This is a genomic window from Aeromonas sp. 62-46 (assembly GCF_001898585.1).
GTDB lineage: Bacteria > Pseudomonadota > Gammaproteobacteria > Enterobacterales > Aeromonadaceae > Aeromonas > Aeromonas caviae.
In genome coordinates, this window is record NZ_MKUI01000019.1 from 80,606 (window position 1) to 97,520 (window position 16,915).

The window sequence follows — 16,915 nt, forward strand, 5'->3', positions numbered from 1 at the left end:
GGCCTCTTCGCGAGGCCTTGTTCGTTATTGGGCGGCGGGTGGCCGTGGGCGCCAGAGCGGGCCGCTTCGTCCCTGGGCGGGGTAGCGCACACCCGCCTCCCAGCCGCAGGCGTCCTGTCCCGTGGGGAAACTCCAGCCCAGGTCGGGCGCATTGAGGGGGCCGCGCCAGCGGGCGAGCAGCTCGGCGCAGCGCCCCTTGTTCAGGACCCCGAGGTCGAGCTGCCACTGGTCTGCGGCCAGGTCGACACCCCCTTGCAGCGCCAGCAGGTGGGTGATGGTGGAGGCGCCACCTTGCTCGATCCGCACCTTGCCCTGCTCCGCCCTGGCATCCAGCCTGATCTGATAGAAGGGGGTGTCTCCGCGCTGCATCGCCTGCCACAGCGTCTGCGGTGTCAGATCGGGGGGGGTCTGCTCCCTGAACCAGTCATCCAGCAGGGGGTCGATGCCGACCTTGTCCCAGAAGGGATCCTTGCTCTCCAGGCTCAGGCTGCCCTGAAGGGTCCGGCGCCAGTTGGCCGTCTGCTCGCCGGGCTGCCCGTTGAGGTCGGCTTGCAGATCTGCCGCCAGATCCACCTTGCCCGCGAAGGAGACGGGGGAGCGCAGCAACTTGCCCCACTGCTCCAGATCCAGCTGCTTGCCCTGCAACTGCAGGCGGCTCTCCTGCCCGGGCGTCCTGCCCCACTGGCCGCTCAGGTTGAGGGAGCCCTCGTCGGGCAGGGAGGTGGCGAGGGTGTTGAGCTGCCAGGAGCTGGGGGTCAGCTCGCCATCCAGGGTGCCGTTGCGAGCACTGAGACCGTCCCACACCAGCTCGAACCACTTGCTCTCGATGCGGGCGCGCCCCAGCAGGGGGCCTGGCTGGTTGCCCCGCAGGGCGAGATCGTTCAGGTAGAGTTGCCAGCCGGTCAGGGAGAGGGGCAGGGTGTCGTCGAAAGAGAGTACCTTGAGCTTGTCGAAGGCCAGTTTGCGGATGTCGATCTGTTGCGGGCGCCAGCCCTGCCAATCCTGCCACCACCCCTGGGGCAAACTGATGTCCATGCCGCTCAGGGCCAGATCCTTCAGGGTGAGCTTCTGCTGCTGGGTGTCGAGAGCCAGCTCGACGTTGAACTCCCCTTCGTATGCCTTGCCCCGCAGCTCGGCATCCAGCTGCCGGGGGGAGAAGGCGAGCTTGCCCTCGACGGCCTCAAGCTGGAACAAGCCGCGGCCCATGTCGCCCAGGGTGCCCGCCAGATAGCCGCTGGGCTGGCTGCCCGCCTGCCAGTCGAAGGCGGTGAGCTGGCCGTTGAAGTTGTTGAGGGAGAGCTCCTGATCGATGGCATTGATGCTCATCTGGGCAAGCTGACCCCTGTCCAGGGTGATGCGGCGCAGGGGGAACTCGCCAGGGGGTATGTCACCAAGCTCGAGGCGCATGGCGCGGGCCTTGAGACCGTGCAGTTGCAGGCTGCGCTCTGGCCAGTTCAGCACCATGCCGGTCTCGAGCAGGCCGTCGAACAGGTTGGTGGTCAGTCTGTCGGTGCTGAGCACCTGCCCCTCCAGCCGCCCCTTGAGGCTGAGACGGGCCAGGGTGAACATGGGGCTCTCCAGCTGGTTGATGCCCAGGGTGAGGTTGGCCTGGGGCTGGCGTCTTGGGTCGATCAGTTCCCAGTCACTCAGGGACGCACTGAGGCCGCGCAGGGTCAGGGCCTCGCTCTGCAGGCTCAGGTTGTCGATGGTGCTGTCGCTGATGGTGAGGGAGTGAACCGGCAGGCTTGGCAACTGGTTGGGGAGCGGCAGCTTGATAACGGGACGGATGAGGTCCAGGTGGGCGATGCGCACATCCCGGTTCAACCAGTCGATGTGCTCGATCTCCAGATAGAGTTTTTCCAGCTGTACCGCATCCCCATAGCGCACCTGTTCCGCCAGCAGGGTGTAGGGGTGCAGCGGATTGAACACCAGCCGGCCTATGGTGACGGGCACCCCGGTCTGCTGGCTGAGCCAGTTGGCGATGGGGCCTTTGGCGCGCTCGGCATCGAACAGGCCGAGACCGACCCAGACAAAGAGCAGCAGGAAGGCGAGGGTGTAGAGCAGGCCGCGCAGCCAGGAATTCATCAGTGCTTTCCTCCTGTTTCTGTTGCTTGGTCAGGCATTCGAGTAGTGATCCCGTAGACCGAGCCAGCATCGTACCAAGGGTTCGACATGGCTCGGGTGTTTATTCATCAGGCAAGGTGACCCTCTTCTGCATCTGCCTTGGTCAAGCATTGGAGTAGTGGTCCCGCAGGCCCAGCCAGCGGCGGATCAGGGGCTCGACATGGCTCGGGTGTTTATCCATCAGGCAAGTTGACCCTCTTCTGCATCTGCCTTGGTCAAGCATTGGAGTAGTGGTCTCGCAGGCCCAGCCAGCGGCGGATCAGGGGCTCGACATGCGCCGGGTGTTTGTCCATCAGGAAGCGCGCCATCTTCTGCACCTGAGGGATGAGCGGCTGGTCGCGCACCAGATCGGCGATCTTGAGATCGGCCAGACCGGTCTGGCGGGTACCGAGCAGCTCGCCTGGGCCGCGCAGTTCCAGATCCCGCTGGGCGATGAGAAAGCCGTCATTGGTCTCCCGCAGTACCCCGAGGCGGCTCTGGGCGGTCTTGGACAAGGGGGCATGATAGAGCAGCACGCAGTGAGAGGCGACCGACCCCCGCCCGACCCGGCCGCGGAGCTGGTGCAACTGGGCCAGCCCCAGTCGCTCCGGGTTTTCGATGATCATCAGGCTGGCATTGGGCACATCCACCCCCACCTCGATGACGGTGGTGGCGACCAGCAGTTGCAGTATGCCCGCCTTGAACTCCTCCATCACCCGTTGTTTCTCGACGGGGCGCATCCGGCCGTGTACCAGGCCGATGTGCAGGCCGGGCAGCAGGGTTTGCAGCTCGGCGGCAGTGTCTTCGGCGGCCTGGCACTCCAGCACCTCCGACTCCTCGATCAGGGTGCAGACCCAGTAGGCCTGCTTGCCCTCCTCGCAGGCGAGCCTCACCCGCTCGATCACGTCCTGGCGGCGACTGTCCGGCAGGGCGACCGTGGTAATGGGAGTGCGGCCCGGCGGCAGTTCGTCGATGACCGAGGTGTCGAGGTCCGCATAGGCGGTCATCGCCAGGGTGCGGGGGATGGGGGTGGCGGTCATGATGAGCTGGTGGGGATGCACCCCTTCCCGCTCTCCTTTTTCTCGCAGGGCGAGGCGCTGATGCACGCCGAACCTGTGCTGTTCATCGATGATGACCAGGGCGAGGCGCTGGAATACCACCTGCTCCTGGAAGATGGCGTGGGTGCCCACCACCATCTTGACGCTGCCGTCCGCAATGGCGGCCAGCGCCTCTTCCCGCGCCTTGCCCTTCTGCTTGCCCGCCAGCCAGCCCACCTTGATGCCGAGCGGCTCCAGCCACCTGGCGAAGTTGATGGCGTGCTGTTCGGCCAGCAGCTCGGTCGGTGCCATCAGCCCCACCTGGCAGCCGTTGCCGATGGCCTGCAGGGCGGCCAGCGCCGCGACCAGCGTTTTACCTGAGCCCACGTCCCCCTGGACCAGGCGCATCATGGGGTGGCTCTGTTGCAGATCCCTGGCTATCTCCGCCACCACCCGGCTCTGGGCACCGGTGGGGGTGAACGGCAGGGCGCCGAGCAGCTGCCGGACCAGCTCGGGAGCGGGCTTGAGGGCACGGGCCAGCTGGGTCTGTGCCTGGGCCCGCACCTTCAAGACCGAGAGGTTGTGGGCCAGCAGCTCTTCCAGTACGAGCCGCTGCTGTGCCGGGTGCTGGCCGCTCTCGAGCAGGGCCAGCGCCACCGAGGGAGGCGGGCGGTGCAGCAGCTTCAGGGCGGCGGCAAGATCGATCTGCTGGGGATAGAGGCCGGCAGGCAGCAGCTCCTCGACCCCGTAGAGGTCGAGCTGGGCCAGGGCCTGATCCGTGAGGCTACGCAGGGTGAGCTGGCGCAGCCCCTCTGTGGTGGGGTAGACGGGGGTGAGGGCCTCTTCGGTCTGGCCGGCCTGCTCCTCGCCGAGCAGCTTGTACTCGGGGTGGGCCATCTCCAGGCCGTACTTGCCGGGACGGGTCTCGCCGAAGCAGCGGATAAGGCGGCCCTGGGCCAGGCTGTTTTTCTGGGCAGCGGTGAAATTGAAGAAGCGCAGGGTCAGGCTGCCGGTGCCGTCGCTGATACGGCACACCAGCATGCGGCGGCGCCCCATCACCAGCTGGGTGTCCTGGATCTCGCCCTCGACGGCACCGTGCAGGCCGGGCGGCAGATCGCCGATGGGCCACACCTGGGTGCGGTCCTCGTAGCGCAGGGGGAGGTGGAACAGCAGATCCTGTACCGTGGCCAGCCCCAGCCGCTCGAGTTTCTCCAGCATCTTGCTGCCGACACCCTTGAAGCTGTCGAGGGAGATTTTATCCAATTTCATCAATTAGATGCCCGAAAACACTGTAAATATGTCCAGATGATAGGGGTTGTTGCGGCCTCGATGCAAGCCGCGTTGTGCCGTTCCGGGCTGGTGGGCAAGGGAGCGGGGGAGGGCTATCCATGAAAAAGGCCTGCCGGAAACGGCAGGCCTTTTCACTGACGGGGCGTCCTGGCGGTCAGATGATGCGCTTGAGCAGGAGGTGAGCCTTGACCCTGTGGATCCGGGCCAGCAGCTTGCGCACCTGATCCGGGTAATCCTTGATCTGCTCTATCTGGTCGAAGTGACTGATGCGGCGGGTGTGGGCCAGGATGTTCTCCCGCTCCGCACTGAACTGCTCGCGCAGGTGATGGTGCTGGTCGTGTACCAGCAGGCCGTTCTCCAGATCCAGCGCCCAGGCTCGGGGATTGAGGTTGTTGCCGGTGAGCAGGGCCCACTCCTCATCCACGAAGATCCCCTTGAGGTGATAGGAGTTCTTCTCGCAGCACCAGAGCATGAGGTTGAGCCGGCCGTTGTCGATGTGGTGCTGGTTGCGCTCGGCAAACTTGCGCAGGTTGGTCTCGTAGAGATAGGGCAGACCGCCGATGGTGGAGAACTTCTCCTCCGGGGGGATGAAGAAGTCGTTGGCGGTCTTGTCGCCCACGACGATGGTCACCTTGCAGCCGCGTTTGAGCAGTGCCTCCACGTCCTTGTTCAACTCCTTGGGGGGGTTGAAGTAGGGGGTGCAGATGAAGATCTCCCGCTCGGTGGCCCGCACCAGGTTGCGGATCATCCGGTTGAGCTGGTTGCCCCGCTTGCCCAGGCCCACCATGGGGGTCACGGCGATCTCCCGATCGTTGGGCTGGATGCTCTCGAAGCGGTACTGGCATAGGCGCAGGCGCTGCTTGAAGCGGCGGATCGGTCCCTTGAGCTGCTTGGCGCCGGGGATGCCGGTGCGATCCAGCCGCTGGACGGCCTCGCTGCCGAGGAAGACGTCATCCACGTAGTTGACCATGCTGCGGGTCAGTGCCGGGCTGTGGATCTGGTGATAGCGATCGAAGCGGTAGCGCTCCTGCTGGTGCAGGTAGATGTCGTTGAGGCTGGCGCCGGAGTAAAGCAGGGTGTCGTCGAAGATGAAGCCCTTGAGGTGCAGCACCCCGAGCAGCTCGCGGCCCTTGACCGGCACGCCGTAGATCTCGATCTGGTGTTGGTGGCTGGCGGCCATGGCCTGGTACATCAGGTGGTTGCCCCCCTGCTTGCCCTTGCCGATCAGGCCGCGCTGGGCGCGGTGGAAGTCGACGAACACCTTGATGTCGAGAGAGGGATTGCGCTGCTTGGCGGCATAGAGGGCGGAGAGGATCTCCCGTCCCGCCTCGTCATCCTGCAGATAGAGCGCGATCAGATAGATGCGCTGTGTCGCATGGGCGATGAGCGACAGGATCCGGCTCTTGAAGTCTTTGGCGCTGCTGAGTATCTGGAACTGATCCGCGGCAACCGCGATCTGGGGTAAGCGGGTCAGCAACTGTCGATAATGTGCCGATGAATGCATAGAGAAGCCTGAAATCACGGGATGAAGCGTTCCACTCGGGGCGAAGAATAGGCAATTCTAGCAATCTGTGGCGATGGGCCCAAGCAAGAATCCGTAAAAAGTCGGTGCAATATCACATCGGGGCCGACGGATGCGGCCCCGATGTGTTTCCGTCAGAGGATGGCGCTGGCCGTGGCCACGATGAGGAAGGCGATGGTACCGAGCAGGGTCTCCATCACGGTCCAGGTCTTGAGGGTGGTCTTCTCGTCCATGTTCAGGAAGCGGCTGACCAGCCAGAAGCCGGAGTCATTGAAGTGGGAGAGCACGGTGGCGCCCCCGGCGATGGCGATGACGATGAAGGTCAGGTCCAGCTCGCTCAGGCCGGTGGTGGCGGCCACGGTCGGCGCCATCAGGGCGGCGGTGGTGGTCAGGGCCACGGTGGCGGAACCCTGGGCGACCCGCAGCGCGGCGGACACCAGGAAGGCTGCGAGGATCACCGGCATGCCGGTATCGGAGAGCACGTCGGCCAGCGCGGTGCCGATGCCGCTCGCCCGCAATACGCCGCCGAACATGCCGCCGGCACCGGTGACCAGGATGACGGCGCAGACCGGGGCCAGGGCGTCGTTGCAGAACTTCTCGAGCTGCACCTTGCCCTGGCTCTGGCGGAACATCCAGAGGGCGTACAGCACGGTGATGAGCAGGGCGACCGGGGTCTTGCCGACCATGCGCAGCACGTTGACCCAGTCCGCACCCTTGTCGATGACGCCCATGACGCTCAGGGTATTGAGGCCGGTATCCATGAAGATGAGCACCAGCGGCAGCAGCAGGATGGAGATCACCTGGCCGAAGCTCGGCGCCTTGTCGGAGAGCTGCTCGGCACTGGCAGTGAAGCTCGGGGGCAGGGGCAGCTCAAACTTCTTGCCGGACCAGAGCCCGAACAGGTAAGCACCCAGATACCAGGTGGGCAGCGCGACCAGCAGGCCCACGATGGTGAGCAGACCGATGTTGGCACCCAGCAGCTCGCTGGCGGCCACCGGGCCCGGGTGGGGCGGCAGGAAGGCGTGCATCACCGCAAAGGCACCGGCGGAGGGCAGGGCATACTTGAGGACGGAGCCGCCGAACTGCTTCGCCACGCTGAAGATGATGGGCAGCATGACGATGAGACCGGCGTCGAAGAAGATCGGGAAGCCGAACAGCAGGGAGGCCACACCCAGCGCGAAGGGGGCGCGGTGGGAGCCGAAGCGGTTGATCAGGGTATCGGCCAGTACCTTGGCGCCCCCCGTCATCTCCAGGATCCGGCCTATCATGGCGCCGAGGCCGACCAGCAGCGCGACCGAGGCCAGGGTGCCGCCGAAACCGGTCAGCATGGTGGGGATCACCTGGTCATAGGTGACCCCGGTGGCCAGGGCCGTCAGCATGCTGACCAGGGTCAATGCCACGAAGGCATGTACCTTGAATCGCATGATCAGCACCAGCAACATGACAATGGCTCCGCCCGCTACCGAGAGCAGATAGGCGACATCGGGTGTGTTCATTGCTCCGTCCATAAAATTGTCCTCAAATGGTTCTAGTTGTTGTTCTGCACATTTCTGTGCTGCACTTCACATTGCGAAACGTTACCGGTAACATGTTACCGGTAACGTGGTAGCTTAGAACCCATCAGGCGAACGTTTTTTGAAAAGTGAGAGAGAGGTCAAATAATGGCGGGCAAGTGCATTATCGTGATGGGTGTGTGTGGCAGCGGCAAGTCCAGCATCGGCCTCAAGGTGGCCAATGCCCTGGGGGCCAAGTTCATCGACGGCGATGATCTGCACCCTCGCGCGAACATCCAGAAGATGGCGGCGGGCAACCCGCTCAACGACGAAGACAGGGCCCCCTGGCTGGAGCGGATCCGCGATGCGGCCTACAGCCTGGAGCGCAAGAACGAGCTCGGCGTCATCGTCTGCTCGGCCCTCAAGAAGCAGTACCGCGACCAGATCCGCGAGGGCAACGACTCGGTGAGTTTCCTGTTTCTGGATGGCAGCCAGTCCCTCATTCTCGAACGGATGCGGGCACGGCAGGGCCACTTCATGCGCGAAGCCATGGTACAAAGCCAGTTTGATACCCTGGAGCGACCGGATGGCGAGCCCGGCGTGTTTCGCATCGATATCGACGGGACCTTCGAACAGGTGGTCGACCGTGCCGTCACCGCGCTGACGCAGGCGCAATGAGCCATGTCGCGCGCCCGGCTGCGGCCGACCGCGCCCGTATATAGAGTTGGAGAGAAAGCTATGACCCATCCCGTGATCACCCAGGTGACCAACCGCATCCGCGAGCGCAGCACCGCCCGCCGTGCCCGCTTCCTGGCCCGCATCCAGCGCCAGGCCGATCAGGGCAAGACCCGCGCCTCCCTCTCCTGCGGCAACCTGGCCCACGCCGTGGCCGCCTCGAGCTGTGACGAGAAGGGGCGCATCCTCGACATGACCCGCGCCAACGTGGCCATCGTCACCGCCTACAACGACATGCTGAGTGCCCATCAGCCCTATCAGGGCTACCCGGACATCATCAAGGGCGCCCTGGCGGAGCTCGGCCACAGTGCCCAGGTTGCCGGCGGCGTGCCCGCCATGTGCGACGGCGTGACCCAGGGTCAGCCGGGGATGGACATGTCCCTCTTCTCCCGGGATCTCATCGCCCAGGCCACCGCGGTCTCCCTCTCCCACAACACCTTCGACGCCACCCTGCTGCTCGGCATCTGCGACAAGATTGCCCCGGGCCAGATCATGGGGGCGCTTTCCCACGCCCACCTGCCCACCGCCTTCGTGCCTGCCGGCCCCATGGCGAGCGGCATCAGCAACGACGAGAAGGTAAAGGTGCGCCAGCAGTACGCTGCCGGTGAAGTGGGCCGCGACGCCCTGCTCAAGATGGAGTGCGGCGCCTACCACGCGGCGGGCACCTGCACCTTCTACGGCACCGCCAACACCAACCAGCTGGTGTTCGAAGCCATGGGCCTGATGCTGCCGGGCTCCGCCTTCGTGCATCCGCACAGCGAGCTGCGCCACGCCCTCACCGAGGAAGCGGCCCGCCGCATCAGCGCCATGATCCCGGGCTCCCCGGCCTATCGTCCCCTGAGTGCGGTGATCGACGAGCGCGCCCTGGTCAACGGCCTGGTGGCCCTGCTCGCCTCCGGCGGCAGCACCAACCACAGCATCCACATGGTGGCGCTGGCCCGCGCCGCCGGGCTGGAGCTGACCTGGGACGACCTGAGCGATCTCTCCGACGTGGTGCCGCTCCTGGTGCGCATGTACCCGAACGGCCCGGCGGACGTCAACGCCTTCGAACAGGCGGGGGGCGTGCCCGGCCTGATGCGTCGTCTGGCCGAAGAGGGGCTGATCCACCTGGATGCCACCCCGGTCTTCGGCGAGATGCAGGACTACCTCAGCCGTCCGGCACTGGTGGATGGCAAGCTGGTGTGGCAACCGGTGGGCGAGAGCGCGGATCCGAGCGTGCTCTCTCCCTCTGGCAGCGAGTTCCAGGCCACCGGCGGCACCAAGCTGCTGGCGGGCAACCTGGGCCGCGCCGTGGTCAAGGTTTCCGCCGTCGCGCCCGAGTATCGGGTCATCGAGGCCCCGGCCCGGGTCTTCTCCTCCCAGCATGCGGTGGAGGCGGCCTACAAGGCCGGTGAGTTGAACCAGGACGCCGTCATCGTGGTGCGCCACAACGGCCCGGCCGCCAACGGCATGCCGGAGCTGCACAAGCTGATGCCGGTGCTTGGCAACCTGCAGAAGGCGGGTCACAAGGTGGCCCTGGTCACCGACGGCCGCCTCTCCGGCGCCTCCGGCAAGATCCCGGCCGCCATCCACGTCACCCCGGAAGCGCTGCACGGCGGGGCCATCGGCCTGCTCGCCGATGGCGACCTGCTGCGGGTGGATGCCGAGTCTGGCCGCCTCGACTGCCTGACCGATTTGAGCGGCCGTACCCAGGCCGAGATCGACCTCACCCTGGAACAAGAGGGGTGGGGCCGTGAACTGTTCAGCGTGATGCGTCGCGCGGTATCGAGCGCCGAGTGCGGCGCCACCATCTTTGACTAAGGAAGAGCTATGCAGAACTGGAAAGTGACCCCTGCCGAGGTGTTTGCCGCCTCCCCCCTGGTACCCGTGATGGTCATCAACGACCTGGAGCAGGCCCTGCCCATGGCCAAGGCCCTGCTGGATGGCGGCATCTCGGTGTTCGAGATCACCCTGCGCACCCCGGTGGCGCTGGACGCCATCGCCCTCATCGCCAAGGCGATGCCGGATGCCATGGTCGGTGCCGGTACCGTGCTCAACTGCGCGCAGTTTGATGCCGCCGTCGCTGCCGGTGCCCGCTTCGTCATCTCCCCGGGCATGACCCCGGCCCTGCTGGCCCACGCGGCCAAGAGCACGGCGCCGCTGATCCCGGGCGTGGCCACCCCGTCCGAGGTGATGCAGGCGCTGGAAGCAGGCTACGACCACCTCAAATTCTTCCCGGCCGAGGCGAACGGCGGCACCAAGGCACTCTCCGCCATCGCGGCGCCCCTGCCCCAGGTGAAATTCTGCCCCACCGGCGGCATCGGCCCGAAAAACGTGGCCGACTACCTGGCGCTGAAATGTGTGGCCACCGTCGGCGGCTCCTGGATGCTGCCGGCAGACGCCGTCAAGAGCGGCAACTGGGAGGAGGTGACCCGCTTCTCCCGGGAAGCGGTTGAATTGGTTAAACGCTAAGCAAATATCGTTTAGAAAAATTAAACAGGCCACCCCCGGGTGGCCTGCTGTTTTTCCGCCCCCGGAGGGGGTGGGCCGTTTGCTTCCGGCCTCGCCCTGGCTTAAGGTCGGGGGCCGCCCCTCTCCCCTGGAGCCTTCATGTCCTGTCTGCATCCATCCTACCCGCAAGGGCACTTCACCGCGCTGCACTGCCACCCCCATGCCCAATACTGCTATCTGCACGACGGGGGCGGCATCATCACGGGGCGAGGGGAGGGAGAACTGCTGGTGGCGGGCCAGATCTGCTTTATTCCGGCGGGGTGGGAGCACGAGTTTCGCGTGCTGCGCCGCTCCCGGCTCTCCCTCCTCTATGTGCCGACGTCGGCCCGCACCGCCTTCGGCCCCTTGCAGGCCAGCCCGCTGCTGGCGGGCCTCTTCGCCCGCCTGCCCGAGCTGGCCGAGGAGGAGGTGAAGGGAGCCTATCTGACGGTGCTTGGCCAGGAGCTGGAGCGCGCCGACCCGCTCGCGGCGCGCATTCCCCTCACCGGTGAGCTGGACCCGCGCCTGTTGCGGGTGCTGGACAGGGTGTGCCAAGCGCCCGCCATCCATCTGACGCTGACGGCGCTGGCGGCAGATTGCGGCGCCTCGGTGCGCACCCTCAACCGGCTCTTCCTCCAGCAGCTGGGGTGCAGCTTTCGCCAGTGGCGGGAGCTGGTGGTGCTGGGACGGGCGCGCCAGTTGCAGCACCGGGGGCTCACGCTGGCCCAGATCGCCGATCGGCTCGGCTACGAGGATCCCGGTGCCTTGTCCCGCGCCCTCCAGCGCCTTGCCCGGCGCGAACCGGCGGCCTGAGGGCGCATTGTCTGCCTTCCTGCTCGCCATGGCGGTGTCTGCGGGTTGCCGGCAGTCAGCGCCGCGAGCCGATATCTGCATCCTCCTTGCTGCCTGCCAGCAGACAGGTCACCTCGTCGGTGTGGCAGATCCGATCGCCGCGAAAGGTGAAGAGGCCGCTCACCTTGCAGACCAGGGTGCCGCCGTCCTGGCGGGTGGCCCGTACCACATGGGTCGAGTGCACCCGCTCCCCCTGCGCCAGGGTGGCGACAAACTCGATGCTCGCCCCGGCCAGATGGCGGCGCAGTGTGGCGATGTGCTGGTGAAACGCCGGGTAGTCGAGCCGCTCGCCGTTCACCTCCTGGCAGTAGTCGGGGGTGAACCAGGCGTCGAGCTCCGCCAGGGGGAAGGCGGGATCACAGATGACGCGCTGCAGGCAGGCTTTCAATCGTTCGGTGTGGTGCATGGTCTGCTCCTGACAGGGGGGATGGAGGAGCCAGCATAGGCCAGGGGACGGCGAGGGGAGAGGGGAGAAGGCGCCATCATGGCGGTCGAACGCGCCATGATGGCCGGGGATCAGCCGAGGCTTTCCCCCTCATAGAGGGAGAAGCCGATGTCCTTGCACCTGGTCGCCAGCGGCTGGCCGCCGAGGCGGGCCAGCAGCATGATGGCGGCTTCGCGACCTATGGTCTCGCGGGGGGTAACGATGCTGGCGAGCTTGGGGGTCATGGCGTGGCCGATGTCGAGGGCGTTGCTGCCGGCGATGGCCACCTGCTGGGGCACCGGGATCCACCTGGCCTGGCATTGCAGCAGGGCCCCCACTGCCAGGTCGTCGTTGGTGCAGAACAGGCCGTCGAGATCGGGGAAGCGCGCCATGGCCTGGGCCAGCAGCTCTCCCCCCAGGGTGAAGCTGGAGGATTGCTCCGTCAGCAGGTGCTGGCCGGTCAGACCGAAATCGGCCATCGCCTGGTAGTAGCCTTCCATTCGCAACTGGGTGCGCACGTCGAGCCGGGCGCCGAGGTAGATCACCTTGCGCCGTCCCCGGCGCAGCATCTCTGTTACCATGGCCCGGGCGGCGGCCCGGTGATCCATGCCCACCACCATGTCGATGGGGGAGAGGGGCAGATCCATGGTCTCCACCACCGGGATGCCGGCGGTGGCGATCATCTTGCGGGTGCGCTCGGTGTGCTGGGTGTCCGAGAGGATGAGCCCGTCCACGTTGTAGGAGAGGAGCGAGGCGACCTGCTCCTCCTCCCGCTCCGGGCTGTAGCCGTAGTGGGCGAGCAGGGTCTGGTAGCCGGCGGGCCGGGTCACCGCCTCGATGCCGTGGATCACCGCCGAGAAGACCTGGTTGGAGAGGGAGGGGATCAGGATGCCGATCGCCTTGCTGGTGGCGTTCGACAGCATGTCCGGCGCCCGGTTCGGGATGTAGCCGAGCTCCTCCACCGCGGCGGCGATGCGCTCGCGGGTCCCTTCGGCCACGGCGGACGGGTCGCGCAGGTAGCGGCTGACGGTCATCTTGGTGACACCGGTCAGGTCGGCAATGTCCTGCAGGGTAGGGCGGCGCTTGCGGGTGTCGTTCATCTGGGGATCCGGCAAAAAATGTTACACGTAACATTACCGTTTTTGCACGGCAATGTCAGCATATGACGCCATCAACAGGGGGCAGGGGATGATCAAGGGCAGGTGTTTCGAGGGGATCCACTTCGAGCAGCAGGAGGTGGAGGGGGAGCAGTTCCAGGGGTGCCGCTTCATCGGCTGTCACTTCTCTTGGCTCGATCTCGGGGAGTGCCGCTTCGTCGACTGCAGCTTCTATGACAGGGAACGGGAATTGGGATGCCTGTTTCAGGGCTGCGATCTGCGGGAGGCGAGCTTCCTGCGCTGCGATCTCACCCTGGCGGACTTCGGCCGCAGCCAGTGTCTTGGGCTGGAGATGCGCGACTGCCAGGCCATGGGGATCAACTTCGCCCATGCCAGCTTCGCCAACCGGATCACTGCCAAAAGCTATTTCTGCGAGGCCCACCTCACCGGCAACAACTTCAGCTACGCCAACTTCGAAAGCTGCCTGCTGGAGCGGTGCGAGCTTGCCGGCAACCGCTGGCAGGGGGCCAACCTGCTGGGCGCCTCCCTGGCGGGCTCGGATCTCAGCGGCTCCGAGTTCGGGCAAATCGACTGGACCAGCTTCAACCTGCAAGGCTGCGATCTGCGCCAGTGCGATCTGCCCGGTCTGGATCTGCGCCGGGTCAACCTCGCCGGGGTGCAGATCAATGAAGATCAGCAGCAGGGGCTGCTGGAGCAGATCGGGCTGGTGGTCTTCCCCTGAGCGGGGTGGAAAAGAGGTAAGTTTTCATCATCGGGGCGGGCGGTGTGGTGCCCCCCCTGGCAAGCAAAAGTCTGCGCGATGCAGACTTTTTGTCAGGTGAAGTGGTAAACGACGCGGTGTTGCTGTCTTTTGCTCCCTGCTCCCCTCGCGGGAGAAGGGCTGGGGATGAGGTAGCGGACTCCGATCGGGCACCGCCAAGGCGGGCTTAGCGTCTGGCCAGCCACTTGGTCGGGTTGATGGCCTCGCCCTGATAGCGGATCTCGAAGTAGAGGCCGGAGCGCTCCTGTCCGCCGCTGTCGCCGACCAGGGCCACGGGCTCACCCTGCTCCACCTTTTGTCCCACCTGTCGCAGCAGCGACTGATTGTGGCCGTAGAGGCTCATGTAACCCTTGCCGTGGTCGATGACCAGCAGCATGCCGAAGCCGTCGAGCCAGTCGGCGTAGACCACCTGTCCCGGTGCCACCGCCTTGACCTGGGTCCCTTCGCTGGCGCCGATCAGGGTGCCCTTCCACTTCAGCTCGGCGGTACGTGGCGAGCCGTAGGAGATGAGGATGGGGCCCTGCACCGGCCAGCGCAGGTTGCCACCCGTGCTCAGACCGCCGTAGCCGTTGCTGCTTGCCTTGGCGCTGTTGCGGGCGGCTGCTTGCTGCTGCGCCACCTTGGTCTGCTGTTCGGCGACGCGTTGCTGCTGGGCCGCCAGCCGCTGCTGTTCGCCGACCTGGCGCTGCTGGGCGGCGATCCGCTGCTGCTCCTCGATGCGTTTCTGTTCGGCTGCCAGGCGCTGGGCCTCCAGACGGCGCTGGCGCTCCTGCTCGGCCTTGATCTTGGCAAGGCGCTCCCGCTCGGCCCGTTCGCGGCGTTCCTTTTCTTCCTGCTGACGACGCAGCTCTTCCAGCCGTGCCTTGAGCGCCTTCTCCGCCTTGACCAGCTTGTCGAGCTTCTGCTCGTCGGCCTGCACCGATTGCTGCAACTGGTTGCGCACCTTGGCACGGCTCTGCTGGCTGGCCAGCAGGCTCTGGTGATGTTCCTGCTGCTCGCCGAGCAGGGTCTGGAGGCGGTTCTCGGTCTCCCTGGTGGCCTGCTGGTTCTTGGCCAGCTTGTCACGGGTGGCGCGCAGGGCTTCAATGGCCTCGATACGGGCCTTGTTGAGGTAGTCGAAATAGTCGAGGGCGCGGCTCAGCTTGGCCGGATCCTGCTGGTTGAGCAGCAGTTTGAGGTAATCGTGGTTGCCCGCCTGGAAGGCGCTTTCCGCCTGCTTGGCCAGCAACTGCTTCTGGTGTTTGGCTTGTTGCTCCAGTGCCAGCTTGTCCTGCTGCAGGGACGCCAGCTTCTGCTGGTTCTGCCGGAGTTGCTGTCTGGTCTGCTCGAGTTTGGCGGCGGCAGCCGAAATGGCCTGCTCGTCAGCCTTGAGCTGGGTGTTGAGCTTGGCAAGCTCCTGCTTGCTGAGCTTGAGGGTCTGTTGCTGTTCCTTGATCTGGGACTGCATGGCCCCCAGCTGCTGGTTCGCAGCCTGGGCTGTGCCGGTACCGCCGATCAGGCAAAAAAACAGCGCGCCGGCCAACAGGCCGACGCGACTGGTTTTCTGTGAAATAATTTCGCATCCCCGCATGGGGCAGGATTATTTCAGAATCATCAGGGGCTTGCCAGTCATTTCCGGCGGCACCGGCAGACCCATCAGGGTCAGCATGGTGGGGGCCAGGTCGGACAGTTTGCCACCTTCGGCGACCTCGGCTTTACGACCGAAGTAGATGAGGGGAACCGGCAGATTGGTGTGGGCGGTGTGGGCCTGACCCGTCTCTTCGTCCATCATCTTCTCGGCGTTGCCATGGTCGGCGGTGATGAGGCACTCGCCACCCACTTCCGCCAGGGCGTCGGTGACGCGACCGATACAGTGGTCGACCGCTTCACAGGCTTTGACGGCCGCATCGAACACGCCGGTGTGACCGACCATGTCGCCGTTCGGGTAGTTGCAGATGATGACGTCGTACTTGCCGCTCTTGATGGCCGCAACCAGCTTGTCGGTCAGCTCTTCGGAGCTCATCTCCGGCTGCAGGTCATAGGTAGCCACTTTCGGGCTCGCCACGATTTCGCGATCTTCGCCGCTGAAGCAGGCCTCTTCGCCACCGTTGAAGAAGAAGGTGACGTGGGCGTACTTCTCGGTCTCGGAGATGCGCAGCTGGGTCTTGCCCTGCTTGGCCAGCCACTCACCCAGGGTATTGACCAGGGCGGTGGGCGGATAGGCACAGGCGGTTTTGATGTCGGCCGCGTATTCGGTCAGCATCACGAAGTGCAGGGCCGGGGTGGCGGTGCGGGCGAAGCCGGTGAAGTCGCTGTCGACGAAGGCGCGGGTGATTTCGCGGGCGCGGTCGGCGCGGAAGTTCATGAAGATCAGCGCATCGCCGTCGATCATCGGTACAGCGTCGCCGATGCGGGTGGCTTTGACGAACTCGTCGTTCTCGTCGCGGGCATAGGCGGCGGCCAGCGCGTCGGTGGCGTTGTCGGCGGTGAATTCGCCCTTGCCCTGGGTCATCAGGTCATAGGCCTGCTGCACGCGATCCCAGCGGTTGTCGCGGTCCATGGCGTAGTAACGACCGATCATGGAGGCGAAACGACCCTTGCCCAGTCGGGCAAACAGGGCGTCGAACAGCTCGATGGAGGACTGGGCACTGCGCGGCGGGACGTCGCGGCCATCCAGGAAGGCGTGGAAGTAGATCTGCTCGGCGCCACGCTTGGCGGCCATCTCGATCATGCCCATGATGTGCTCTTCGTGGCTGTGTACGCCACCCGGGGACATCAGCCCCATGATGTGCACGGCCTTGCCCTTGGTCACGGCAGCGTCGACAGCCTTGGCCAGCTCGACGTTCTGGAAGAAGTCGCCGTCCTGGATGTCCTTGGAGATGCGGGTCAGCTCCTGATAGACGACGCGACCGGCACCGATGTTGGTGTGGCCGACTTCGGAGTTGCCCATCTGGCCGTCCGGCAGACCCACGTCCAGGCCGGAGCCGGAGATCAGGGTGCTGGTGTAGTCACGGGCCAGGCGATCCAGGTTGGGGGTCTTGGCAGCAGCAACGGCGTTGTACTCTTGCTTGGTGCTGTAGCCCCAACCGTCCATGATGACCAGAACCAGCGGTTTCTTAGCTGTTGACATAAG

The 16,915-nt window shown here is 65.4% G+C and carries 13 protein-coding genes; 5 read left to right on the plus strand and 8 right to left on the minus strand.

Going from position 1 to position 16,915, the window contains the following annotated elements:
- Positions 1–24 precede the first annotated feature (24 nt).
- The 4 genes from BGO64_RS07100 to BGO64_RS07115 all read right to left on the minus strand — a co-directional run bounded on the left by BGO64_RS07100 (position 25) and on the right by BGO64_RS07115 (position 7,448).
- Positions 25–2,085 carry an AsmA family protein gene (locus BGO64_RS07100; protein WP_286700398.1) on the minus strand — a complete coding sequence of 687 codons (2,061 nt, stop codon included), beginning with the start codon at positions 2,083–2,085 and terminating at the stop codon, positions 25–27.
- Between the two features lie 254 nt (positions 2,086–2,339).
- Positions 2,340–4,409, minus strand: a complete 2,070-nt coding sequence (recG, locus tag BGO64_RS07105; RefSeq protein ID WP_221436186.1) for an ATP-dependent DNA helicase RecG — start codon at positions 4,407–4,409, stop codon at positions 2,340–2,342.
- Positions 4,410–4,584: 175 nt separating this feature from the next.
- The gene (gene pssA / locus BGO64_RS07110; protein WP_041212167.1) at positions 4,585–5,934 is read right to left on the minus strand and encodes a CDP-diacylglycerol--serine O-phosphatidyltransferase; all 1,350 of its coding nucleotides are present in this window, start codon (positions 5,932–5,934) and stop codon (positions 4,585–4,587) included.
- 152 nt (positions 5,935–6,086) lie between these two features.
- A complete protein-coding gene (locus tag BGO64_RS07115) occupies positions 6,087–7,448 on the minus strand; it encodes a GntP family permease (RefSeq protein ID WP_223918078.1) in 1,362 nt (453 codons plus the stop codon).
- 165 nt (positions 7,449–7,613) lie between these two features.
- Between BGO64_RS07115 and BGO64_RS07120 the strand changes: the two genes are divergently transcribed.
- From BGO64_RS07120 to BGO64_RS07135, 4 genes are all read left to right on the plus strand, one after another.
- Positions 7,614–8,123 carry a gluconokinase gene (locus BGO64_RS07120; RefSeq protein ID WP_039039504.1) on the plus strand — a complete coding sequence of 170 codons (510 nt, stop codon included), beginning with the start codon at positions 7,614–7,616 and terminating at the stop codon, positions 8,121–8,123.
- A 60-nt stretch (positions 8,124–8,183) separates the two neighbouring features.
- Positions 8,184–9,980: a phosphogluconate dehydratase gene (gene edd, locus BGO64_RS07125; RefSeq protein ID WP_042015255.1), complete on the plus strand. Its 1,797-nt coding sequence runs from the start codon at positions 8,184–8,186 to the stop codon at positions 9,978–9,980.
- A gap of 9 nt (positions 9,981–9,989) precedes the next feature.
- Positions 9,990–10,631 carry a bifunctional 4-hydroxy-2-oxoglutarate aldolase/2-dehydro-3-deoxy-phosphogluconate aldolase gene (locus tag BGO64_RS07130; RefSeq protein WP_286700399.1) on the plus strand — a complete coding sequence of 214 codons (642 nt, stop codon included), beginning with the start codon at positions 9,990–9,992 and terminating at the stop codon, positions 10,629–10,631.
- A 138-nt stretch (positions 10,632–10,769) separates the two neighbouring features.
- Positions 10,770–11,462 (plus strand): helix-turn-helix domain-containing protein, encoded by a 693-nt coding sequence (locus tag BGO64_RS07135; RefSeq protein WP_286700400.1) that lies wholly within the window; start codon positions 10,770–10,772, stop codon positions 11,460–11,462.
- A 55-nt stretch (positions 11,463–11,517) separates the two neighbouring features.
- Here BGO64_RS07135 and BGO64_RS07140 read toward each other — a convergent pair whose 3' ends face one another.
- Together BGO64_RS07140 and BGO64_RS07145 are read right to left on the minus strand one after the other, a co-directional pair.
- Positions 11,518–11,907 (minus strand): nuclear transport factor 2 family protein, encoded by a 390-nt coding sequence (locus BGO64_RS07140; RefSeq protein WP_041214080.1) that lies wholly within the window; start codon positions 11,905–11,907, stop codon positions 11,518–11,520.
- 110 nt (positions 11,908–12,017) lie between these two features.
- The gene (locus tag BGO64_RS07145) at positions 12,018–13,025 is read right to left on the minus strand and encodes a substrate-binding domain-containing protein (RefSeq protein ID WP_039039499.1); all 1,008 of its coding nucleotides are present in this window, start codon (positions 13,023–13,025) and stop codon (positions 12,018–12,020) included.
- Between the two features lie 88 nt (positions 13,026–13,113).
- Here BGO64_RS07145 and BGO64_RS07150 point away from each other — a divergent pair, with 88 nt between their 5' ends.
- Positions 13,114–13,764, plus strand: a complete 651-nt coding sequence (locus tag BGO64_RS07150) for a Qnr family pentapeptide repeat protein (protein ID WP_214003614.1) — start codon at positions 13,114–13,116, stop codon at positions 13,762–13,764.
- A 205-nt stretch (positions 13,765–13,969) separates the two neighbouring features.
- Here the strand turns inward: BGO64_RS07150 and BGO64_RS07155 are convergent, their stop codons facing one another.
- Both BGO64_RS07155 and gpmM read right to left on the minus strand, forming a co-directional pair.
- Positions 13,970–15,373, minus strand: coding sequence for a peptidoglycan DD-metalloendopeptidase family protein (locus BGO64_RS07155; RefSeq protein WP_274798926.1), 1,404 nt, complete (start codon positions 15,371–15,373; stop codon positions 13,970–13,972).
- A 9-nt stretch (positions 15,374–15,382) separates the two neighbouring features.
- Complete coding sequence (gene gpmM, locus BGO64_RS07160) at positions 15,383–16,912, minus strand: 2,3-bisphosphoglycerate-independent phosphoglycerate mutase (protein WP_266142615.1); 1,530 nt, start codon at positions 16,910–16,912, stop codon at positions 15,383–15,385.
- Between the last annotated feature and the right edge of the window lie 3 nt (positions 16,913–16,915).